At 69.4% G+C, this 21963-nt stretch carries 20 protein-coding genes and 1 pseudogene; 17 read left to right on the forward strand and 4 right to left on the reverse strand.

The window, feature by feature from the left end; all coding sequences use genetic code 11:
* Positions 1 to 125 precede the first annotated feature (125 nt).
* From GobsT_RS11700 to GobsT_RS11735, 9 genes and pseudogenes are all read left to right on the forward strand, one after another.
* Positions 126 to 3080: a PSD1 and planctomycete cytochrome C domain-containing protein gene (locus tag GobsT_RS11700; protein WP_232068347.1), complete on the forward strand. Its 2955-nt coding sequence runs from the start codon at positions 126 to 128 to the stop codon at positions 3078 to 3080.
* Between the two features lie 71 nt (positions 3081 to 3151).
* Entirely contained in the window at positions 3152 to 4612 is a 1461-nt protein-coding gene (locus tag GobsT_RS11705; RefSeq protein WP_109571138.1) for a DUF1501 domain-containing protein, read from the forward strand.
* A gap of 50 nt (positions 4613 to 4662) precedes the next feature.
* Positions 4663 to 5064 carry a RidA family protein gene (locus tag GobsT_RS11710; RefSeq protein ID WP_010038162.1) on the forward strand — a complete coding sequence of 134 codons (402 nt, stop codon included), beginning with the start codon at positions 4663 to 4665 and terminating at the stop codon, positions 5062 to 5064.
* A 193-nt stretch (positions 5065 to 5257) separates the two neighbouring features.
* The gene (locus GobsT_RS11715; protein ID WP_010038160.1) at positions 5258 to 5593 is read left to right on the forward strand and encodes a hypothetical protein; all 336 of its coding nucleotides are present in this window, start codon (positions 5258 to 5260) and stop codon (positions 5591 to 5593) included.
* A gap of 559 nt (positions 5594 to 6152) precedes the next feature.
* Positions 6153 to 6446 (forward strand): annotated as a pseudogene (locus GobsT_RS11720) (DUF1501 domain-containing protein); the annotation flags it as partial.
* A 970-nt stretch (positions 6447 to 7416) separates the two neighbouring features.
* Positions 7417 to 7959 carry a hypothetical protein gene (locus GobsT_RS11725; protein ID WP_109571137.1) on the forward strand — a complete coding sequence of 181 codons (543 nt, stop codon included), beginning with the start codon at positions 7417 to 7419 and terminating at the stop codon, positions 7957 to 7959.
* Positions 7944 to 8390, forward strand: a complete 447-nt coding sequence (locus GobsT_RS11730) for a hypothetical protein (protein WP_010049458.1) — start codon at positions 7944 to 7946, stop codon at positions 8388 to 8390. Before GobsT_RS11725 ends, GobsT_RS11730 begins: the two co-directional genes overlap by 16 nt.
* Positions 8391 to 8422: 32 nt before the next feature.
* Positions 8423 to 8563 (forward strand): hypothetical protein, encoded by a 141-nt coding sequence (locus GobsT_RS41005; protein WP_417936338.1) that lies wholly within the window; start codon positions 8423 to 8425, stop codon positions 8561 to 8563.
* Between the two features lie 159 nt (positions 8564 to 8722).
* The gene (locus GobsT_RS11735; protein ID WP_010049457.1) at positions 8723 to 8950 is read left to right on the forward strand and encodes a hypothetical protein; all 228 of its coding nucleotides are present in this window, start codon (positions 8723 to 8725) and stop codon (positions 8948 to 8950) included.
* Positions 8951 to 8962: 12 nt separating this feature from the next.
* On the opposite strand, the gene GobsT_RS11740 is transcribed toward GobsT_RS11735, so the two are convergent.
* The gene (locus GobsT_RS11740; protein WP_010049455.1) at positions 8963 to 9850 is read right to left on the reverse strand and encodes an HDOD domain-containing protein; all 888 of its coding nucleotides are present in this window, start codon (positions 9848 to 9850) and stop codon (positions 8963 to 8965) included.
* 399 nt (positions 9851 to 10249) lie between these two features.
* Between GobsT_RS11740 and ispG the strand changes: the two genes are divergently transcribed.
* The 5 genes from ispG to GobsT_RS11765 all read left to right on the forward strand — a co-directional run bounded on the left by ispG (position 10250) and on the right by GobsT_RS11765 (position 14768).
* Positions 10250 to 11455 (forward strand): flavodoxin-dependent (E)-4-hydroxy-3-methylbut-2-enyl-diphosphate synthase, encoded by a 1206-nt coding sequence (gene ispG / locus GobsT_RS11745; RefSeq protein WP_010049453.1) that lies wholly within the window; start codon positions 10250 to 10252, stop codon positions 11453 to 11455.
* A gap of 220 nt (positions 11456 to 11675) precedes the next feature.
* Positions 11676 to 12362 (forward strand): response regulator transcription factor, encoded by a 687-nt coding sequence (locus GobsT_RS11750; RefSeq protein WP_109571136.1) that lies wholly within the window; start codon positions 11676 to 11678, stop codon positions 12360 to 12362.
* Positions 12359 to 13807: a sensor histidine kinase gene (locus GobsT_RS11755; RefSeq protein WP_010049450.1), complete on the forward strand. Its 1449-nt coding sequence runs from the start codon at positions 12359 to 12361 to the stop codon at positions 13805 to 13807. The genes GobsT_RS11750 and GobsT_RS11755 overlap by 4 nt, the downstream gene beginning before the upstream one ends.
* 77 nt (positions 13808 to 13884) lie before the next feature.
* Positions 13885 to 14250: a hypothetical protein gene (locus GobsT_RS11760; protein WP_010049446.1), complete on the forward strand. Its 366-nt coding sequence runs from the start codon at positions 13885 to 13887 to the stop codon at positions 14248 to 14250.
* Between the two features lie 260 nt (positions 14251 to 14510).
* Entirely contained in the window at positions 14511 to 14768 is a 258-nt protein-coding gene (locus GobsT_RS11765) for a hypothetical protein (protein ID WP_010044161.1), read from the forward strand.
* A 77-nt stretch (positions 14769 to 14845) separates the two neighbouring features.
* On the opposite strand, the gene GobsT_RS11770 is transcribed toward GobsT_RS11765, so the two are convergent.
* Together GobsT_RS11770 and GobsT_RS11775 are read right to left on the reverse strand one after the other, a co-directional pair.
* Positions 14846 to 15016, reverse strand: a complete 171-nt coding sequence (locus GobsT_RS11770; protein WP_010044159.1) for a DUF1328 domain-containing protein — start codon at positions 15014 to 15016, stop codon at positions 14846 to 14848.
* Positions 15017 to 15294: 278 nt separating this feature from the next.
* Entirely contained in the window at positions 15295 to 15660 is a 366-nt protein-coding gene (locus GobsT_RS11775; RefSeq protein WP_010044156.1) for a VOC family protein, read from the reverse strand.
* Between the two features lie 258 nt (positions 15661 to 15918).
* Here GobsT_RS11775 and GobsT_RS11780 point away from each other — a divergent pair, with 258 nt between their 5' ends.
* The 3 genes from GobsT_RS11780 to GobsT_RS11790 all read left to right on the forward strand — a co-directional run bounded on the left by GobsT_RS11780 (position 15919) and on the right by GobsT_RS11790 (position 20707).
* Positions 15919 to 16656 (forward strand): EamA family transporter, encoded by a 738-nt coding sequence (locus tag GobsT_RS11780; RefSeq protein ID WP_085948074.1) that lies wholly within the window; start codon positions 15919 to 15921, stop codon positions 16654 to 16656.
* 1119 nt (positions 16657 to 17775) lie between these two features.
* Positions 17776 to 18474: a response regulator transcription factor gene (locus GobsT_RS11785; protein WP_029601073.1), complete on the forward strand. Its 699-nt coding sequence runs from the start codon at positions 17776 to 17778 to the stop codon at positions 18472 to 18474.
* Positions 18475 to 18580: 106 nt separating this feature from the next.
* Positions 18581 to 20707, forward strand: coding sequence for a sensor histidine kinase (locus GobsT_RS11790; RefSeq protein WP_010044147.1), 2127 nt, complete (start codon positions 18581 to 18583; stop codon positions 20705 to 20707).
* A 63-nt stretch (positions 20708 to 20770) separates the two neighbouring features.
* Here GobsT_RS11790 and GobsT_RS11795 read toward each other — a convergent pair whose 3' ends face one another.
* Positions 20771 to 21931, reverse strand: a complete 1161-nt coding sequence (locus GobsT_RS11795) for a hypothetical protein (protein ID WP_010035719.1) — start codon at positions 21929 to 21931, stop codon at positions 20771 to 20773.
* Between the last annotated feature and the right edge of the window lie 32 nt (positions 21932 to 21963).

Consider the following 21963-nt stretch of genomic DNA (forward strand, 5'->3'; position numbering starts at 1 on the left):
GGCGAGTGCGTGCAGTATCGGGTCGAAGGGCGGGTGGTTCAACGACTGATTTAGCGGGGATGAGCGCTCCTTTGCTACAATGCCCTTCCCGCCTGACCGCCCTTCCGCTCCCCCCGAGGTCCGCTATGCCGCGTTCGCTTCGCGGGTACCTGTTCGCTTTCCTGCTCGCCCCGGGCGCGACTCCGGTTCGCGCCGCGGACGCCCCGGACTTCAACCGCGACGTGCGCCCCATTCTGGCGGCCCGGTGCTTCAAGTGCCACGGCCCCGACGACGCCTCCCGCAAGGCCCGGCTGCGGCTGGACACGGCGGACGGCGCGAAGGAGGCCGTTGGAACTCCGCAGGACAGCGAGTTCCTGCGCCGCATCGAGACGACCGACGCCGATGCGGTCATGCCCCCGCCGTCGGCGAAGATCCCGCTCACCCCGAAGGAGCGGAACACCCTTAAGGCGTGGATCACGTCCGGCACCACGTACGCGCCGCACTGGGCGTTCGTGAACCCCACCCGGCCCGCGGTGCCGAAGCTCAAGGACCAGCCCGCGAACCCCATCGACGCGTTCGTTCGTGCGCGACTTCAGCGTGAGGGGCTGGCCCCGGCGTCGGAGGCCGACCGCCACGCGCTGATTCGGCGGGTGTACCTGGACCTGATCGGCGTCCCGCCCTCGCCGGAAGAGGCCGATACGTTCGTGGCGGACAAGAGCCCCGACGCCTACGAGAAGGTGGTGGACCGGCTGCTCGCGTCCCCGTTGTACGGCGAGCGGTGGGCGCGGAAGTGGCTCGACCTGGCCCGGTACGCCGACACGAACGGCTACGAGAAGGACCGCCGCCGCTCCATCTGGCCGTACCGCGACTGGCTCATCCGGGCGCTCAACGCCGACCTGCCGTTCGATCAGTTTACGGTGTACCAACTCGCCGGGGACATGCTGCCGAACGCGACCCCGGAGCAGATGATCGCCACCGGGTTCCACCGGAACACGATGCTGAACGAGGAGGGGGGCATCGACCCGCTGGAGTTCCGCTACCACGCGATCGCGGACCGCACCGCCGTCACCGGAGCCGTCTGGTTGGGGCTAACGATCGGGTGCGCCCAGTGCCACACGCACAAGTTCGACCCCGTCACGCACACCGAATACTTCCGCTTCTTCGCGCTGCTGAACAACACGGACGAGCCGGACTTTACGGTGCCGTCGGCCGAATCGGCGAAGCGCCGGCGCGAACTCGAAGCCGCAATCCAGCGGCTCGAAGCCGCGCTGCCCGATAAGTTGCCCGTGGAGAAGCGGGACGCGGCGTTCGCGGCGTGGCTCGGCGCCGAGCGTAAGCGGGCCGTGAAGTGGACCATCGTGACGCCCACCAAGATGGACGCCGGTCCCACGAAGCTGACCCCGCAGCCCGACGGCTCCGTCTTCGCGAGCGGGGACGCGCAGAAACGCGACCTCTACACGCTGGCCCTCGAAGGATTACCCGCGGGGGTGACGGCGGTTCGCATTGAGGCGCTTCCGGACGAGCGATTGCCGGCTGGCGGGCCGGGGCGCGCGTACTACGAAGGCCCGAAGGGCGATTTCCTCCTCAGCGAGTTCACGCTGTCGGTTGAGGGGAAGCCGGTCCGCGTCGGGGCCGCGTCGGAGTCGCACGCGCGCGGCAACCTGACCGCGAAAGCGGCGCTCGACGGTCACCCGTTCACCGGGTGGGGCGGGAGCGGTGTGGCCGGCGGCGGATCGGTGGCAGTCTTCAATTTGGCGGAACCGCTCGCCGCGAAGGCCGCAAAACTGGAACTCCTGTTCGAGCGGCACTACGCCGCCAGCCTCGGGCGCTTCCGCGTGTCGGTGACCACCGCCGGCGGCGCGAAGGCACGCGACCTATCCGCGGAAGTAGAGGCGCTCCTCGCGTTACCCGCGGCCGAACTGACCGGCGCCGGTCGGGCCGCGCTGCTGCGGCACTGGTCGACCGTTGCCCCGGAACTCAAGGCGGCGCGGGACGAGATCGCGGCGCTGCGCAAGCAGCTCCCGCAGGACCCAACCACGCTCGTGATGCGGGAGCGGCCGGCGGACCACCCGCGCCGGACGTTCCGGCACCACCGCGGCGAGTTCCTCGCGCCGAAAGAAGAGGTCAAGCCCGGGGTGCCTGCAGTACTGCCGCCGCTCCCGAAGGGGGCCGCACCCGACCGGCTCACGCTGGCGCGGTGGCTCATGAGCCCGCAGAACCCGCTCACCGCGCGGGTGACCGTGAACCGGCACTGGCACGCGCTGTTCGGCCGCGGGCTGGTGCGAACGCTCGACGACTTCGGCTACCAGGGCGAAGCGCCGACCCACCCCGAACTGCTCGACTGGCTCGCGGTCGAGTTCCGTTCGGGCGAGAAGCCGTGGAGCGTCAAACACCTGCACCGGCTGATCGTAACGTCCGCGACGTACAAGCAGTCCTCGAAGGTGGCACCGGACCTGCTCGCCCGCGACGCGGAGAACCGGCTCCTGGCGCGCGGGCCGCGGGTGCGGCTCGAGGCCGAGCAGGTCCGCGATTCGGCGCTGAAGGCGGCGGGGCTGCTGTCCGCCAAGATGTACGGGCCGAGCGTGTTCCCGCCGCAACCGCCGGGCATCACCACCGAGGGCACCTACGGCGGGCTGAACTGGCAGGTGAGCCCGGGCGAGGACCGCTACCGCCGCGGGCTGTACACGTTCGCCAAGCGGACCGCGCCCTACGCCATGTTCGGCACCTTCGACGCCCCCAGCGGCGAGGCGTGTACCGCGCGGCGCGAGGTGTCGAACACGGCGCTGCAGGCCCTCACCATGCTCAACGACGCCGTGCTGATCGAAGCGTCCCAGGCCCTCGCGAAGCGGGTCGCCGCCCGCGAGGGCACGACGGCCGACCGCGTCGCGCACCTGTTCCGGCTGTGCCTGGTGCGCGAGCCGACCGTTGACGAGGTGGCTTCGGTCGGCAAGTTCTACGAGGCCCAGCGCGAGCGGTTCGCGGCTGACGCCACGCGGGCCGCCGCCGTGGCCGGGGCGGGGGAGCGCGCCGCGGAGCGGGCGGCGTGGACCGCGGCGGCCCGCGCCGTTCTGAACCTCGACGAGTTCATCACGCGAGAGTGATTGGGGCATTTCGGAATGCGGAATCCGGAATAAAAACAGAGGCCAAAGAAAGAACAAGCGGAGGCTATGCTATGAGTCTGTTGCGTCCGTTCCGCATTCCGGATTCCGCACTCCGAAATGCCCACACCTCCCGCCGGCACTTCTTCCGCGATTGCGGTTACGGGGTGGGGAAGGTGGCGCTGGCGTCGCTGCTGTGCGGCCGCGCGGGGGCGGCCGAGCGGCCCGCGGCGAACGACCCGCTCGCGCCCAAGAAGCCGCACTTCGCGGGCAAGGCGAAGGCGGTGATCCACCTGTTCATGGCCGGCGCGCCGAGCCAGCTCGACCTGTTCGACCACAAGCCGGAACTGGCGAAGCTCGAAGGCAAGCCCCTGCCGGCGGAGGTCATCAAGGGGCAGCGGTACGCGTTCATCCGGCCCGACGCCGCGGTGCTGGGGCCGCGGTTCAAGTTCGCCAAGCACGGGACGTGCGGCGCGGAGGTGTCGGAGGTGCTGCCGCACTTCGCGAAGGTGGTGGACGACGTGTGCCTCCTGAAGGCGGTTCACACCGACCAGTTCAACCACGCCCCGGCGCAGATCTTTTTCAACACCGGGTTCAGCCAGCCGGGCCGGCCGTCGATCGGCTCGTGGGCGCTGTACGCGCTCGGGTGCGAGACGAAGGAGCTGCCCGCGTTCGTGGTGCTCTCGACCGGCGCCGGGATCAGCGGCGGGGCCGCCAACTGGGGCAGCGGGTTCCTCCCGAGCCTGTACGCCGGCACCCGGTTCCGCAACGGGGCCGAGCCGATCCTCAACGTGAACCCGCCGGCCGGCTTCGATTCGGCCCTTCAGAAGGACACACTCGATCTGGTCGCCGATCTGAACCGGAAGCGGCTCGGTGCGGTCGGCGACCCGGAGATCGCGACGCGGATGGCGGCCTACGAGACCGCCGGGCGCTTGCAGACCGCCGCGCCTGAACTGACCGACCTCAAGAAGGAAGACAAGGAGACGCTCGCGCTGTACGGCGTCGATCCGGACAAACCGAGCTTCGCCCGCGCGTGCCTGCTCGCGCGGCGGATGGTCGAGCGCGGCGTGCGGTACGTCAACATCTACCACGAGGGCTGGGACGCGCACTCGGACGTGGCCGGCAACTCGCGCAACAACTGCAAAACCACCGACCAGGCGTCCGCGGCGCTGGTCGCCGACCTGAAGCGGCGCGGGATGCTGGACAGCACGCTGGTGGTGTGGGGCGGCGAGTTCGGCCGCACCCCGATGGTGGAATCGAACCCAGTGCTGGGCCGCAGCCAGGGCCGCGACCACCACCCGCAGGCGTTCACGATCTGGATGGCCGGCGGCGGTATCAAGCCCGGCGTCACGCTCGGGCGGACCGACGACCTCGGGTTCCACCCGGTCGAGGGTGGCGTTCACGTTCACGACGTGCAGGCCACGATCCTGCACGCGCTCGGGTTCGACCACGAGCGCCTGACGTACCGGCACGCGGGCCGCGACTTCCGGCTCACCGACGTGTTCGGCAAGGTCATCAAGGAGGCGCTCGCGTGACGCGTTCGTAGAATCAGCCGCGGCGTTAATCTCTCCGAAGGAACCGAGCCGTGCAGAAGCAGTACATCAACCCGCCCGAACTGAACCCCGCGAACGGGTACTCCCACGTGGTCGTGGCGCCCGCCGGGAAAACGATTTACGTGTCCGGGCAGGTGAGCCTGAATGAGAAGGCCGAGGTGGTCGGCAAGGGGGACGTGCGGGCGCAGGTCGAGCACGTGTTCCAGAACCTCAAGGCGGCGCTCGGGGCCGCCGGCGCGACCTTCGACGACGTGGTGAAGGTGACCTACTACGTCGTGGGGCTGAAGCCGGAGCACCTGCCGCACATCCGCGAGATCCGCGCCAAGTACCTGAACCAGAAGACCCCGCCGGCGAGCACGCTGGTGGGGGTGGCGGCGCTGGCGGTGGCCGACTGGCTGGTCGAGATCGAAGTCGTCGCGGTGCTTCCCGGGTAACTTGCGTTCGGGCCGTTAGGACGTAGCACAGTGCACCCGCCCTGTGCCAACGGCTGCCCGGCGTTCGAGCGGATCGCCCGAACCCGTTTCTGGTTCGCGCGGTCGCGCGAGTGACGCTGCTCGCCGGGACACACCGGCTGCTCCTGCGCGGGCGCGGGCGCGGGGCGGCGAGGCTGTTCGTGGCGGCAAACTCGTGCTCCCGACGCCGTTCCCGCCCTGCCTCGGCGACGGCTCCGACGGGCGCGACCCGAGCCCGGAACCGTACCTCGACCTCGGCCCGGACTTCCGCTTCGCTTCGCCCGGCACCCGCGAAGCGTGGCGCACGTTTAAGTCTGCGAGCACCGAACACCTCGTTGTGCTGAAAACCGTAGTCGGCGGGCTGATGAGCAAGCGCGCCCGCCGGCCCGAACTCGGCGAAACGGTCGTCGCGATTTCGCCTGACGGTCAGCGGCTCTTTTTCCTGCTCAGTAGCGGCAAACCGGTGCCGTACACGGACGAAGCGTGGGGCCGATTTGCCGCGGCCCAATAGGCTCGCGTGGCGAAGTTGGAAGCCGAACGCCGCATCACCGCGTTCGCGCAGTCCAAAACCCAACGGGATGCGCGCCGTGCCGCAGCGAACAAGTGGCTCGATACGACTCCTGCTCCGGACGTGCCGGAACTGCCGAAGGGGCTCCCCGCGAACAACGCGATCGATCACTTCATGGGCGCCAAAATCGCGGCTGCTAACGCGGTTACCGGTAAAGAGGGTACGGTGAGCGACGCGCGGGACGTGCGGCCCATCCTCGAAGCGAAGTGCTTCTCCTGCCATCAAGGGGTAAGGCGAAGGCGGGGCTGTCGCTCGACAAGAGCTTGGCCGCCTGAGCGATTCGTAGGTCACACTGCTCAAACAGTGGATCGCGGAGGGTGCTTTCTATACCGAGCGCCCGGGGCGCGTCACCGAGTTGACTGATGACCTCACGTTCCTGCGCCGGGTCACGCTCGACACGGTCGGTTTTGTTCCGACGGCCGAAGAAGTGGCCGCGTTCCTCGGCGAACCGGCGGCGGCACGCCGAGGAACGCGGTCGACCGCCTGCTGGCCGACCCGCGGCGTGCGGGGCACGGAGTTCGGCCGCCCGGCGGAGTTCGACGGCGGCAGGGGACGCGGGCACCAGGGCACGTGTTTCTCACTGCTACTCGCGGGCGGCGGGCTGAAGCACTGCGGCGCCTGCGGCGTAACGGACGATCTGGCGAAGAAGATCGTGGAACGACCGGTCCCGGTGCCGGACTGCCACGCGACCATCTGCGCGGTCCTCGGCATCGACCCGGCGAAGGCGCTGGCGGGCGGCCCGCGGCCGGTGCCGATCACCGACGACGGTAAGCCGATTGCGGCGCTGTTCGGTTGAGCCAGGAGACCTCAGTCGCCACCGACCGCGGTGAGCTACCCTCGGAAGTACCGCGGACTGGTCACGGACTGGTCACGGACTGGGGGGACAGGTAGTCACCTGCTGGGGGCCAGCCACTCCGCGTGACTCGTGCCATTACTGATACAGGTGTCAAATTCGTACGTCGTCGACTCGCCTGAGTTGGTGGAGCTTCGCGCAAGGACTAACTTGGACAAGATCGCTGAAGGTGACGTTAAAGTGTTTGTAAAACGTTGATATGGCAGCATTTGTTGAGAACGGTGGGCTCCCTTGTACGTGCGAAAACCGTGTGCCTGCCATTCTGTTGTTAGGGGCCGTTGTAGATCACCTCGTGTATCCACGTGGCGCTGTAACCCCCCGTTACAGCGCCACGTGGATACACGACAGCGAATTGAGAAACCGGAACGGCAGCGATCGAGCAGGTGCGGTCGGGGAACAGACACACGATCCGGTTACTAGTGCCTGCTTTGGTTTTTTGTACACAGACATTCATGTCTGTGAGTCGTGTGAGGGTCGCACGGATATTAATCAGTAGTTGCCACGGTGGTTGAGCGGCGCATGAGTTTCCGTGACCATGGTTTGTGCGCCCAACCCATTGAGCGGGGTTTGCCATGCGCCGTTCCCGATGTACCGCCGTTGCGGTGCGGAGCCAACACGCCTGGGCCGGGGGGGGCCGGCGTGCTGCACCGGACCGACGGTGCGTCGGTGACCCGGGTGGCGGTGGCCCGGTGCCGGCGGGTCGCGTCGGCCCTGCGGGTGGCCCTCTCGGCGGTCGCCCGGCGGGTCGCGGCCGTGGGCCGGGGATCTGCCGCGGGACCGGGACACCCTGGAACGGTACCTGGCTGCCGGGTTCCGTCGGCACCTCCCGCGGTCGTTCCGGGAGCACCCGATCCCGATCGCCATCGGCACCCACGCGCGGCCGTTCGACGGGGACTACGAGAACACACCCGGAGTGGTCGGGGGCAAGCCCAAGGACGGGGCCAAGTGGTTCTGGGGGTACGCCACGGCAGTGGCCCTGGTGCCCGGTCACCGGCACACCCTGGGGCTCACCGGGATGCGCCCCGGGGACACACCTGACGCCCGGGGAGAGCGGCTCCGGGCCCAGCTCGGGTGGGCCGGGGTGAAGGTCCGGTACGTGCTCCTGGACCGCGGGTTCGACTCGGCCCGGGTGGCCAACGCGTTGGCCCGACGCCAGCTCCGGTTCATCATCCCGATGGTGCGGCGCGGGAAGGCGGTGCCGCCGCTGTTCCGGCGCGGCACCCGGGGTGGTCCGTGCACACCATCCGGTGCCGCAAGTGCCGGCCGGAACGTGAATGAGACCAGATCAGCATGGCTGATGCGCCGCCCGTGCCAAGTCCAGCCTCCCGCCTTCGACGCCGATCTCTGCGGCACAACGCCCGCCAGCAACCGTGAGAAACGCTTGCTCATTGGGTTGGAACAGTGGTACCTTCGAGTTCGTAGGCTCACGGAGCTCGTGACATGCTTCGCTCGTTGACTGTGTCGGTGGTCGGGGCCGCCCTGACCTGGTCCCTGCCGGTCGCGCTCTCGCCGATAGCCGTAGCCCCCGCCGCCCCGGTACCCGCGCACTTGATGAAATCGGCACCGCAGCGGTATTACTTTCCGATTTGGGTCGGTACAACGTGCGTATACGACTCCGACGGAGACGAAGAGCGGGTTACGGTTACGAAGGTTGAGCCGCAGGGGGCTGCGTTCATTGTCACGACGAAGCGCACGCACAAAGGCTCCCCGTCCGGCGTCGAAGAACGCCGCGTCACGTCCGCCAGCGTACTACGCATCAGCTCCGAAGGAGTACGGCTTCCAGATCCCGTCCCGGAAGTGCTGACCCCGTTCAAAGTCGGCGACGTGTGGGGCGAGATCCGTCAGCCGGGGCGTTCAGGTGGGTCGTCCGCGGCGTCGAGACGATAACCGTACCCGCCGGTTCGTTCGAGACCGTGCGGGTGGACGAGCAGTACTTCGACAGGTGCGGTCTGGTTACGACCACCTCGTGGTACGCCCACGGTGTCGGGTTGGTGAAATGGGCTTTCCCTCCGCTGGGCTGCTCCAGGGTGCTCACTTCCGTCGTTCCGGGGCGGGATTAGCGACGACTGTTCGTCGCGCGCGAGCCGCTCCGCCCGGAGCTTCGTTCGGCGCACCGCTGAGCGGCTTGCCCAGGCCGAAGCTGGTGCCCGGCGGACTGCGGCGCCGTGCTCTTATTGTGAGGACCGGATTACGGTTACGAATGACGATCGGAGAGCCTTATGTCGACCGGTGAAACGCCCCGCCCGAGCCCCGCGAACGTCGCGATGACCCTTCTGCTGTGGGCCGCGCTCACCGCCGTCGGGCTCGCCGTCGTTGTCTTCGGGTACGGCGCGATCTGCGCGACCGCGGTTTACAACTCGCGCGAGCAGCGCCACCGAAGCAACGAAAGCGCCGCCCCCGGTCGCAACGACGACGCGCCACCGGCCGCCCACTCGCGAACGGAATGACCCGGCCGGGCGTCACGCGATCGCGACCGCGAGGTCCGGGCACTGGACCGCGCCGACGTCGAGCGCCTGTGCGAACGCTTCCACCTTCGGCGCGATCGCGGTCAGGAACGCGCTCAGCGCGGGCACATCGAGCCCGTGGTCGCGTTGCGCCGCTTCGAGCACCGGGTCCATCAGCTTCGGGTGGTCGGCCAGCACGTCGAGCCGCATCAGGCAGTCGGACAGCCAGAGCAGCTCGGCGCGGGACCCCAGCGGGCCGGCTGGGAGTTGGTTCGGGTGGTGGTGGTGGCGGATCGGTTCGGTCACGTCGGCCGGCAACCCCCACCGGCTGAGCAGCTCGGCCCCGATGTCGGCGTGGTCCGCCCCGAACACCGCTTGTTCGGCCGCGGTGTTGGCGAGCTGCGGGTGGGCGCCGGCCCGGCGGAGGCCGATCCACTTCGCCGGGAACGTGCGCCGCAACAGTTCCGCCCCCACGTCCCGGAGCAGCGCGGCGGCCATGTCCTCGTCCGGAGCCGGGCGGTCACCGGCGGCGGCCAGCTCCCGGGCGATGAGGGCGCCGCCGATGGAGGTCAGCCAGTAGTCCCGCGCGCCGGGGTCGCGGCCCCGCGGGCCGGGGGCCGACAGCGACAGGGTCAGGGCGCGCACGGCGCGGCGCCCGAGCACCTGGATCGCGCGGGCGGCGCTGGAAACGGGCCGGGCCAGGCCGTACACGCACGAGTTGGCGGCCCGCAGCAGGCCGGCGCAGAGGGCCGGGTCGGTGGACAGCAGGCCGGCCAGCTCGGCCGGGTCGCAGTCCGGCGCTTCGGCGAGCTGGTAGACGCGCATCGCCACCGCCGGCATCGGCGGCAGCCGGTCCGAGGTGAATAGAGTCACAAGCAGCGCGCGGCGCGATTGATCGGTCATGGTGGTAGCGGCCGTGCCGGTGCATGAACTGTAAGTGATCGGTGCTCTACAGGTGTAGATCGAACCGCTCGTCGGGTCAAACGAATAGACGTTCCGGCTACCGACGCGCGCCGCCGCCGCCCGAATTTTCGCGCCGCGCCCCGAGACGTGCCCGCCCTTCACGGTGCCCCGTGGGCCGCGGTCCGCGCGTCGGGATCGCCGTAAGTTGTTGGGGGGGCGGCCCCGAATCCGTTCCCCTCACCGGCCGTACCGGCACGGTTCGCCGCCGGCACGGCCGTCGCCCGGTCGGGCGGTCGTCACCCCGGTCCCGCCGAAAAGGACGCCCGACCGGTGTTGGCGTTGCCGCGCTTGCGGTTGCACACTTAGCATGAGGGGAGAGATCCACTCCGAGGACCGAAGATGGCCACCAGCTCGCGTTTCGACATTTCGCGCCTCGAGGCTGCCCCGCGGGTGCCGGGCAAGCCGCGGCACAAGACCCGCGAGGTGAAAGTCGGCACCCGCGTGTTTGGCGGCTCGAACCCGGTTTGGGTTCAGTCCATGACCACCACCGACACCTTCGACGTCGACGCCACGGTGAAGCAGATCCACGCCCTCGAAGAGGCGGGGTGCGAGCTGGTGCGGGTGACGGTCCCCAAGCCCGAGGACGCCGGCGCCCTCAGCGCGATCCGCGCGCGCGTCGGCATCCCGCTGATCTGTGACATCCACTTCGACTACAAGATGGCGCTGGCCGCCCTCGACCACCCGGTGGACAAGATCCGGATCAACCCCGGGAACATCAACAAGGCCGGCGACACCACCCACGACCGGTTCCGGCAGATCGTGCGCAAGGCCAAGCAGAAGGGCATCCCGATGCGGATCGGGGTGAACGCCGGGAGCCTGGAAACCGAGGTGAACCTGAAGTACGGGTTCCCGTGCCCGCCGGCGATGGTCGAGAGCGCGCTCCGCTACATCGAGGTGGCCGAGAGCGAGGGGTACCACGACATCATCGTGTCGCTGAAGTCGAGCGACGTGCTGGTCGCGGTCGAGGCGTACCGGCTGTTCGCGCAGATGTGCGACTACCCCACGCACATCGGCATCACGGAAGCCGGCAAGCCGCCGTACGCGGTGACCAAGAGCGCCGCGGGGCTCGCGCCGATCCTGCTCGACGGCATCGGCGACACGATTCGCATTTCGCTGCTGGGCGACCCGGTGCCGGAGATCGCGGCGGCGTTCGACATCCTCCAGGCCACCCAGCGGCGGGTGCGCCGGCCCGAGCTGATCGCGTGCCCGACCTGCGGCCGGCTGGCGATCGACCTGGAAGACATCATCGCGAAGCTCGAGGCCCGGCTGAACGGGAAGCGGCTGCCGGTGAAGATCAGCGTGCTGGGGTGCATCGTGAACGGCCCGGGCGAGGCGCGCGAGGCGGACATCGGCATCGCCGCCGGCAACGGGCAGGGGATGATCTTCCGCAACGGCGAGATGGTGCGCCGGGTGCCCGAGGCCGAGATCGTGGACGCACTTATGGAAGAACTCGCACGCTGGGAGAGCGAGAACCAGCACCGCATTCCCAAAACGACCGACGCCGAGGGCCTGGGGCGGCGCAAGCTGCCGGTTGTGGCGAGCTGATCTGCGGCCCGGTCGGTCGCTGCTTTGGGCTTGTGACCCGATGCGCGTCGGTGTTGTGGCCGGCGCCGCAGCGCGGGCTTCTGGCTCGCCTGCTGTTGGCGGTTTGGTCCGGCTCCGCGGAGGTGTCAGGCTCACTCCCGGCGCGTATCAGCGAGCCAGCGGTAGCGTGAAGGGCGCGGCCCTATAATGCGCGTCAGCCCGCACCCGCGTGAGGCGCCGCATGAGCCTGAAACTTCTGGTCGTCGAGGACCAGGCCGACTTTGCGGATTTCGTGGTTCGCGGGCTCCGGGAAGAGGGGTTTACGGTCGAGAGCGCCGCGGACGCACGCGCCGCCTGGCACGCGCTCGCGACCGCCGACTGGGACGTGGTGCTGCTCGACCGTGGTCTGCCGGGCGAGGACGGCTTGTCTCTTCTGAAGCGGCTCCGCGCGGCGGGACGCTTTACCCCGGTCCTGATGCTCACCGCCCGGGACGCCGTGCCCGACCGGGTCGCCGGGCTCGACGCCGGCGCCGACGACTACCTCACCAAGCCGTTCGCGTTCGACGAACTCCTGGCCCGCGTCCGCGCGCTCGCACGGAGACCGGCCGCGGTCACCGGCACGACCCTGTCCCACGCCGACGTTCGAGTCGATCTCGCTACCCAGCGCGCCGAGCGGGCCGGGCACAAGCTCGACCTGACCGCCAAGGAGTACGCGCTGCTGGTGCTGTTCCTGCGGCACCCCGGCCAGGTGCTCACCCGCACCCGCATCTACGAACACGTTTGGGACGAGCGGTACGACGGCACCTCCAACACGCTCGAGGTTCACGTCAAGGACCTCCGCCGGAAGCTGGAGGGGCACGGCCCCCGGCTGATTCACACGCTCCGCAACCGCGGGTACCGGTTCTCCACCGACGGGGACGCGCCGTGAGCCTCACCACCCGGCTGCTCCTCTTCTCGCAGGCGGCGCTCGCGGCCGTCCTCCTGGTCTTCTGCTCGGCGCTCTACGCCGTCGCGCACGGGTACGTGCACCACGCGGCCGTAGCGTCCGCGGACCGGTCGGCGGCCACTCTGGTGGCGTCCGTGGACATCGAAGCGGACGCGGTCGAATGGGAGCCGTCCGACCGCGACGTGTCCCTCGGCCCGGGGCCGCTCGGCGGTACGGTTTACTGGTACGTCACCGACGCCCGCGGGGCGCCCGTCGATCGGAGCCCGGCGCCCGGTACCGCTGAACTGATTGCGGCATCCGGACCGGGAACGGACGAGCCCTTCGCCGAGGGGTGGGTGCTGTCGCGCAGGCTTGTTCACCCGCCGGGCGCGGCGGGCCGGCTCCTCACGCGCGACCGGACGAAGGAAGAAACCGAGAAGGGCGAGTACCCGGCCCTGGTGTTCACGGCCGGGGTGCGGACCGGGCCGCTGCACGCCGCGCTCAACGCGCTGGCGGCCGGGCTCGCCGTCGTGTCTCTGGCGGTGTGGCTCGGCGCGTGGGCGGCCGGGCGGTGGGTCTGTCGGAGGGCGCTGCGCCCCCTCACCGAGATGGCCGGGGCCGCGCGGGCGATGCGCGCCGAGGACACCGGCGCGCGGCTCCCGCCGCCGGGCGCGAAGGGCGAACTGGAGGAGCTGCACGCGGCCATGAGCGACCTGCTCGGCCGCCTGCGCTCGGCCCTGGAGCGCGAGCGCCGGTTCACGGCCGAAGCCTCCCACCAGCTCCGCACCCCGCTCGGGACCATTCTCGGACAGGTCGAAGTCGCCCTCCGGCGTCCGCGGCCGCCGGAGGAGTACGAGCGCGTGCTGGACGTGATCCGGCGCCAGGCCGCCGAACTGACCCGAAGCGTCGACGCGCTCCTGTTCCTCGCCCGATCCGACGCGGACGCCCCGCCGCCCCGGACCGAACCCGTTGACCTCCGCCAGTGGGTGCCCGAGTTCCTCGCCAGCCTCACGTCCCGGGCGCGGCACGGGGACATCTCCTTCGAGCCCGAACCGCGAGCCGCGCTTCGCGTGGCCGCGCACCCCCCGCTGCTGCGCGAGCTGGTCGGGAACCTGATCGATAACGCGCTCAAGTACAGCCCGCCGGGCACGCCCGTCGTCGTTCGCGCGTTTGCCGAGGGCGCGAGCACCGTGATCGCCGTCGAGGACCGCGGGCCGGGAATCGATGCGGCGGACCTGCCGCACGTGTTCGAGCCGTTCTTCCGCTCCGGGCGTGCGACCGCGCTCCCCGGTTCGGGGCTCGGGCTGGCCGTGGTGGCCCGCCTCGCGGGGGCGTTCGGGGGCCGGGTGGTGGCCGAGAACCGACCGGACGGCGGCGCCCGGTTCCGGGTCGCCCTGCCCGCGTTGGCAGATGAAGAGAACTTTATCCGCACTTCACGGGCACATTAGTTCGCGGCGTTACCCTGCACCTTGAAGGTCGGCTGACGGTCGTACACGGCGACCCCGCCGGCCGCAGGAGAACAGCCATGACACGCCACCCCGAACGATACATCGGATTCGGTTTCCTGCTCCTCGTTTGTTCGGTGGTCGCGCCCCCCGTGGCGGATCACGTTCGGACCCGGCTTCAGCTCCCGAGCGGGTACGGGGCGGAAGGCGACCGGCAGCGGGCCGCCCGCATCCCCGCCCTTGTCCGCCCCGCCGTGGAGGCGCTGGCGGCAGGCGCCGAGGGGAACTGGCTCCGGGAGCGCGTCGAGGGCGGGGTGTGGGTCTACGACCTTCACGTGCTCAAAGGCGGGCGGGAGTCCGTCATCCACCTCGACTCCGGTGGTAACGTGATCGCGCCAGCGGTCGCGGAACCGGAACCGGAGGTGCCGGCGGAGGCGGGCGAGTGAACCGGTTCGCCCTTCGGGCTATTGGGCCATCACGCGCCGCACAGGTCGGAACGTCGGCGCCACAAACACCCAGACCAAAAACGGACACCGGTAACCGGAACGTGAATGAATAACACAGCGGCGCCCATCGAGTGGCTCCGGGACGAGCGCCGCCATGAACTGGAAATGAGAGCGCCACTCGCCGGGCGCAACACCTCAACTGCACACCGTTCTTCTCGCACAAGGGCCGACAGAAGCCGACCCGCAACGAGGAGAGAGCCATGATCCGCAAGCTGATCCTGTCCGCCGTGCTCGCCGCCGGGGCTACCGCCGGCGTGGCTTCGACCGCGAACGCCGCTCCTGACGTGTTCGATCGTCACGACCGCCGCGACGTGCGGTTCGAGGTGAAAGTGCGGCACCACGGGCACTGGGACACTTACGGCACCTACCGGGACCGGGACGACGCCCAGCGCGTCGTTCGGATGCTGGAACGCCGGGGCCAGGACGCCCGGATCGAGGTGGAACGCAGCCGCTGGTGAGCGCGCAAAAACCGGTCGGCACCCGCGGGAGCTGGTCCCACGGATGCCGACCGGCGCTGTAACCGAACGTCGGCGCGTCACGACACCGGCGGACCCTTACGACCGAACAGCATCGACACCACAGCCAGGATCAGGAACACCACGAGCAGGATCTTTCCGATCCACGCGGCATCGCCCGCGATTCCACCGAACCCGAACAGGGCGGCGATCAGCGCGATGATGAAGAACAGGATAGCCCAGCGAACCATGACGGCCTCGAACGTGATAAGAGTGTAACTGACCTCGGTCAGCGAGCCTCTATGCACTTCCGGGGCCACTCGTTGCCACGGCTCATTTTGTTGGGATCATCACGCGCGCTCGCGCATCACGCTGCTTGCCGCCACGCCCCGCATTGCCTCCATGTAAGCCGGTCCGTTCACACTGCGACGGCCGCAGAGCCCTACGAACGGCACATTCCGCGCTATCGCGTGTTGGTGGAGGAGGCAGAACGGCCGATCGGTGAGCTGATGCCGCTTCTTGGGTCGCGTCATTTCGGCTCCCACAACTCGAAGCGGTTCCCTTCCGGGTCCGTTGCCCAGCCGAAGCGTCCGTAGTCGTAGTCCTCGACCTTCTCTTCGACCTTCACGCCGGCGGCGCGGAGTTGCGTCAGCATGGCGTCGAGGTTCTTCACGCGGTAGTTCACCATGAACGTCGCCGCACCGGGGCCGAAATATTGCGTGTCGGCGGGGTGGACGGCCCAGACGGTCATCTCGCCCGGTCCGGTCGAGGTCAGCGCCCCGAACGTTTGGTCCGCGTCGACCGGGAGCCCGAGATGTTCCCGGTACCAGGCCGCGAGGGCCTTCGGATCGCGGGCCTTCAAGAACACCCCGCCGATACCCTGCACCTTCTCCATGACGATCTTCTCCGGGATGGTTGTTCGCCGAGTGCGGCTTGCGGAGAGCCTGGGGAGGGCAAGCAGAACGGCTCGGCGCGTCGAGGTCAGGAGGCGCGAGCCGCCGCGTCCCCGAGCGCGGTTTCCGTAAACTGCCTCAACGCAAAGTGGAACCGAGGGGGCCGTTGAACTGTGAACCCGTGGGTCGCCGGTTTAGTTCTCTTTTCGGCCTTCTTGCACGCGTCGTGGAACGCCCTGCTGAAAGGGCGGGGCGATCGGATGCGCTCGATCACGGTGATGGCCGCGACGGCGGGGTTGGCGTCCGCGGTGTGGGCCGCCTTCCTGCCGCTCCCGCACACGGCGAGCTGGGGCCACATGTTCCTTTCGGTCGTTCTCCACGTCACCTACAACTTCCTGCTGGTGCTGGCGTACCGGCACGGCGATCTGGGCGTTTCGTACCCGGTCGCCCGCGGCTCCTCGCCGATGCTGGTGGCCGCCGGCGCGGCGGTCGTGGCGGGTGAACAACTCGACGCCTTCACGCTCCTCGGCATCGCTCTGGTTTGCGGGGGGATTCTCGGGCTGGCACGTGAGGGACGAGAGGGCGGGTTCACCCGTGGCATCGTCCCCGCCGCCCTGGCGGGAGCGACGATCGCGGCGTACACGGTTATTGACGGCCTCGGGAGCCGGGCGTCGGGTAACGCCTGGTCTTATGCGGCATGGCTGTTCATCTTCAACGGTTTGGCCATGCTGCCGGTCTGGGCGCGTGGACCCGTTCGGCTCGATTCCGGCTCGATGCGCTCGGCGGCGGGCGGGGTGGTGTCGCTGGCGGCCTACGCCATCGTCATCTGGGCGGCGAGCATCAGTCCGATGGGGCAGGTTTCGGCGCTGCGGGAGTCGAGCGTCGTGGTCGCGGCCGTCCTGGGTTGGCTCTTCCTCGGCGAACAGCTCGGTTCGAGGCGGCTGGTCGCGTGCCTGATTGTGGCCGCGGGCGCCGGGTGCCTCGGGTTGCGAGGGTAGCGGTTGTGCCGCGGGTAGTGGCACACTTCCGAGAGCGCGGACGGCACGCCGTTTCGTGGTGCGGACATCCACGCCGAGCGTTGCCACCTCGGAGCAGCGGACGAGGTGTCCGCGGTTCCAGAGGAACACCGCCCATCGCACTTTTGACCTGTCACATCGGCCCAGCTTGAAACAACGAGATTCGCTACGGTACGTCGTTCGGCGGGCCGGTCGCCGTTTAGTATCAGAGGCGACGCATCGCCGTTCTGGGCGGTGCCATCTGTGAGTTAGGGGCGGCGTGGGGGCACCGCGCTTCCGCCCCGTGTTCCGTCCGGCGCTCCCTTTCGGGACACACAAGGCAAATGGAGCACGTTCAAAGGCAACGGATCAGCACTTTTTTGCCTTTTAACGTGCTCGCCAGCTCAGTGCTTGAAAGGCTGCGCGGGTAACGCCCAATGGGGCATCGACTGGACATTCGCTGCCGTCCGACAGGTCACGAACTACCAACGAACTGGTACCGGGCTACCCACGAATCGCTCACCCTGGCCCGCGCGGACGCTTTCGATGGCAACCGAAACGTGTCTTGGAGATACATGAGCAATGCGTCGTAACGTTTTGCTATCATGGTGTTTGTGTTAATAGGTCTGGGGCGGGGTATTTGCCTCTCGCCCGAGTTACAGACGGCGGGCACGCGGTTCAGAATGATCGCCGTGGTAGTTCGGACCTCCGGTATCACTGACACTGGGGCTGAGGACGCGAAGGAAGACGAATTGCAATCGTTTGACTGGTTGGCGGGATCGTAATTCCTCGCGACGGATTGTCGATCGGATTTGTGTGATTGGATGAGTAATGCGGATTAGCTGGCTTTTCGGTTGCGTGGCGTTTTGATCGATTCGCGCGGGGCGATTGCCGGGCGCCCGCCGCCGGCGCGAGGCCGTCCGATCCTCAACCCGTTCACGGATTTGCGGACCGTTGAAAACCGCTCCGGCGGGCGTGTTCTGAGCGGCGGGGCCGGTTTCTCATCAGGTTTTCGGGGGTGAGGTCGAACCGGGTTTCGCGTTTCGTTTCTCATACCCAACTCATTGCGACCGGGTAAACTCAGATATCCGGGTGGGTTGCTCCGGACCGCGAGGGCGAATCGTGCGTGTGCTGCTCGTTGAAGACCACCAGCCGCTTGCCAAGGCGCTGCGCCAGGGCATGGAGGAAGAGGGGTTCGCCGTTGATGTCGCGACCGACGGCGAGGAGGCGGACGTCAAGTGCCGCAGCACCGCGTACGACGTGGTCGTGCTCGACGTGATGCTCCCCAAGGTGGACGGCCTGTCGCTGCTCAAGCGGTGGCGCGCGTCCGGGGTCAACACCCACGTGCTGATGCTGACCGCGAAGTCCGAGACGGCCGACAAGGTGACCGGCCTCGACACCGGCGCCGACGACTACCTGAGCAAAGCGAACCTGGACCTGGAGGAGCTGTTCGCTCGCATCCGGGCGCTGATCCGCCGCGGGCACCAGCAGAAGGACCCCGTCCTGCGGTGCTACGACCTCGAGATCGACACCGCGGCGCGCACCGTGCGCCGGGCCGGGCGCTCGATCCACCTCACGCCGCGCGAGTACGCGCTGCTGGAGTTCCTGGCGTTCCACCGCGGCAAGGTGGTGACCCGGAGCATGATCTGGGAGCACCTGTACGACGAGTACGACGAGAACACGTCGAACGTCGTGGACGTGTACATTCGCTACCTGCGCAACAAGGTGGACAAGGAGTTCGATCCGCAACTGATCCTCACCCGCTGGGGCGAGGGGTACATGCTCCGCGGGGAGGACGACCCGCCGGCGGCGGCGAAGTAACAGGCAACAGGGAAGGGCGCAACCGCGGGCGGCGGGCCGTCGCCGCCCCGGACCGATCGCGGGCGCCTTCCCGTGCCTTCCCCTTTTACCTTTCGACCCGACTCCCATGCGCTCCATCCGCCGCTCGCTGCTGGGCTACCTGCTGGTGCTGCTCGCGCTCGCGCTGAGCGCGGTGGGCGGGCTCGTGGACCGGTTCGCCAACGCCGCGGTGCGCAACCGCGAGGCGTCGGAGGCCGGGCGCATCGAGCAGGGGTTCAAGCTGAGCGAGCAGAAGGCGAAGGGGCGGGCCGAGGAGGCGCGGCGGAAGTTCGACGCGGACCTGCTCGCGGAAGCGAAGGTGCTCTCGAAGGAAGTGCAGTACAAACTCGCGGCGATTCTGGGCCAGAACGAGCGCCGGCTCACCGTGACCGAGTGGCAAGCGATTCAGGCCGGGGCGTCGATCGCCGCGGCCACCTTCGGCCCGTGGCCCGGGCCGGGACCGGGGGCCGGCCCGCGCCCGCTCGGCGGGGGCGGGGGCGGGGGCGGGGGCGGCGGGCGGTTCGTGGACCCTCCGGCGCCGGTGAAGGCGCCGGAAGAAGAGGCCCGCGCGTTCCGGCTCCGGGTCGCGCTCCTGGAAGCGGCGGCGGCCCCCGACCCGCTCGCCACCTGGGTCCTGATTTCGGCCCTGGAGCCCCGCGCGGCGGGCGGCGCGTCGTCTTCCGACCCGCGGGTGTTCAACGACCCGCGGCGGTACAACCCGTTCCCGGGGTGGATCGAGTACGACGGCCCGCGCGCCCTCGCCCGGATTGCGGAGGCTCTGGGCAAGGCGTTCGAGGACGACGACCACCCCGGCGGGTTCCAGATCGCGCTCGCGGGCGGCCCGTTCCGGCGCCCCGCGCAGTTCGTGACGGTCGCGTACCCGGCCCGGATCGGGAACGCGCGCGTGGAACTGCCGGTCGACCCCGAGTGGCTCCACGCGGACCGGGAGACCGAGCCGAAGATCGACGAGGTGGAGACACCGGAGGGCACCCTGCGCCGGGTGACGAGCGCGACCAGCCCGAACGGGCGGTCGATGCTCTTCGACGTGTGGCTCGCGCCGCCCCCCGTGCTGACCGCCGCGCCGGTGCAGTTCCGCGCGGTGCCGCGGGGGCCGCACCTGTCCCTGCGGGTGGTCGTTCAGCTCGCCCGCGCCCCGGTGATCCCGAACGACGGGCTCGCGGCGGCGCGCGCCGCCCACGACGCCGAGCTGGACCGGGTGCGGTCGGAAACGCAGCTCGAGCTGGCGCAGCTTCGTGCCCGGCTGGTCACCATCGGGGCGGCCACGTTCGCCGCGCTGGTGCTCGGCGGGTGGTTCATCGTGGCCCGCGGGCTGTCCCCGCTTCGCACCCTCTCCGATGCCGTTAGCCGGGTATCCGAGAGGGACTTCCGGCTCCCCGTGGGGCCCGAGGAGCTGGGCCGCGAGCTGGCCCCGATCCACGCCCGCATCACCCAGACCCTCACCCTCTTACAGCGTGCCTTCGCACGAGAGAAACAGGCCGTGGCCGACATCTCACACGAGCTGCGCACCCCCATCGCGTCCCTGCTGGCCACGATCGACGTCACGCTGCGCAAGCCCCGCAGCCCGGAGCAGTACCGCACCGCCCTTGAGGAGTGCCGGCTGATCTCCCGCCAGCTCGGGCAGTTGGTCGAGCGGATCATGACGCTGGCCTCGCTCGACGCGGGCAACGATCACACGCAAGTGGTGCGCACGGACGCGGGCGAGCTCGCGCGGGGGTGCGCCGCGGTGATCCGGCCGCTGGCCGCCGCGAACGACGTGACCCTGACCGTGCGCGTCGACGATGAGGTGCGCCTCGACACCGACGCGGGCAAGCTGCGCGAGGTGCTAATGAACCTGCTCCACAACGCGGTGGAGTACAACCGCCCCGACGGCACCATCGAACTCGTCGCCCGGCGCGACGGCCCGGCGGCGGTCTTCGAGGTGTGCGACACCGGCATCGGGATGGCCGCGGACGTGCGGGAGCGGATCTTCGAGCGGTTCTACCGGGCCGACTCTTCGCGCACCGCGACCGGCGTTCACGCCGGGCTGGGGCTGGCGATCGTGAAGGAGTACATGGCCCGGTTGAAAGGGACGATTACGGTGGAGAGCGAGCCGGGCGTCGGCACGACGTTCCGGGTGACCCTCCCGGCGAGCCCGGACGAGTCTGCCACACCGGATCACGTTCTGGCGCGCGCCGCCGCGGCCGCCGCGCCGTGACCTTTCACCCCGGCGGGCGGGGGCGCGCCACCGCCCGTTGGACGATCGCCGCTCCTTTCGAGGTCACGCCACGGTTTGTGCTGTGGCACCCTCTGATTTGTGGCAGAGTGTATCTCGTTTGCGGAACGAGGAGCCCGGCCGTTCGGCGAAGAACCGTGGGAGCCGGTCGTCTTGGCTCAGCACGGCGGCCCGCAGTTGCAGGATCGATTCGGCACCGTCGGGCCGGGTCCAATGCTTCTGTGTGCTCTTCACCCGGGCGTTGATCTCGCCCACCAGTGACTCGACCAAGCTACTCGTCGTCGGTAGCCCGTTGCGCCGGTATCGCGGGTACGCCATGCGATCCCGATTGTTCCCCAAGTAGGTCCGCGCGTGCGCCACCACCCGGCGCGGGTCCCGGCGCTCCTCGGCCGTCGCCGCCTCACCCGGTGGGGGCTCACCCAGCCGCGCCTGCCACTGATCCAGTTCGGTGAGCACTTCTCCAACGCGACCCTGCCAGCACGCGCGCATCCAGGCCACGTATTGGGACCAACCCGACGCCTCATCGGGGCTCACGGCCGCGGCCGACGAGAACACGTAACACACCGCGTGCAGGAAATCCACGATCGGCTCGAACGCACCAAAGTACCCGCGCCAGATGGTCCAGTTGTACGCCTGACCGTCGGCTACGAACGCCCGACGCGGGGCCTCATAGAAGCGCCGCTCCTGGGCCTCGGCGGCCATCATCGGGCCGAACGCGGTACTCCCCTCCAGGCTCGCCACGCACGTCCGCACCAACCGCGTCGGGGACCACCGCTCGGCCCCTTCGGGTTCCCCGGCCGGCACCGGGGGCGTCGATTCGTCCACGGTTTCCGGGGGCGCGACCTCGCCCGCCGGGCCCTTCATCTGCTGCACCAGGCGCCGCACCCGGCGCGGGCAGCGGAACGACTCGGGCGGCTCGGGGCACGGGTCCGTGGCGAACGTGGGGCCACTCAGGGTGGCCAGGCACGCCACCTTGTCCTCCTTGTTCTGGGCCTCGTGAACACCCGGGCCGGCGCCCGCGGCGCGGGTGCGGATGCGCCCCCCATCGACCTCGACCACCACGGCCACGGGCACCACCGCGGTCCGCGGCTCTAACTGGCGGCGCCGGTGCTCGACCGCCTTCCGATCGCGCCGCGCGATCAACTCGTGCCCGACCTCGTGAGCCAGTCGGCGCACCTGGTTGTCGCTGATCGTGACCCCGGTCATCCGCACCGCCTCGGCGGCATCCCGGAACGAGG

Source organism: Gemmata obscuriglobus (genome assembly GCF_008065095.1).
Taxonomy (GTDB): Bacteria; Planctomycetota; Planctomycetia; order Gemmatales; family Gemmataceae; genus Gemmata; species Gemmata obscuriglobus.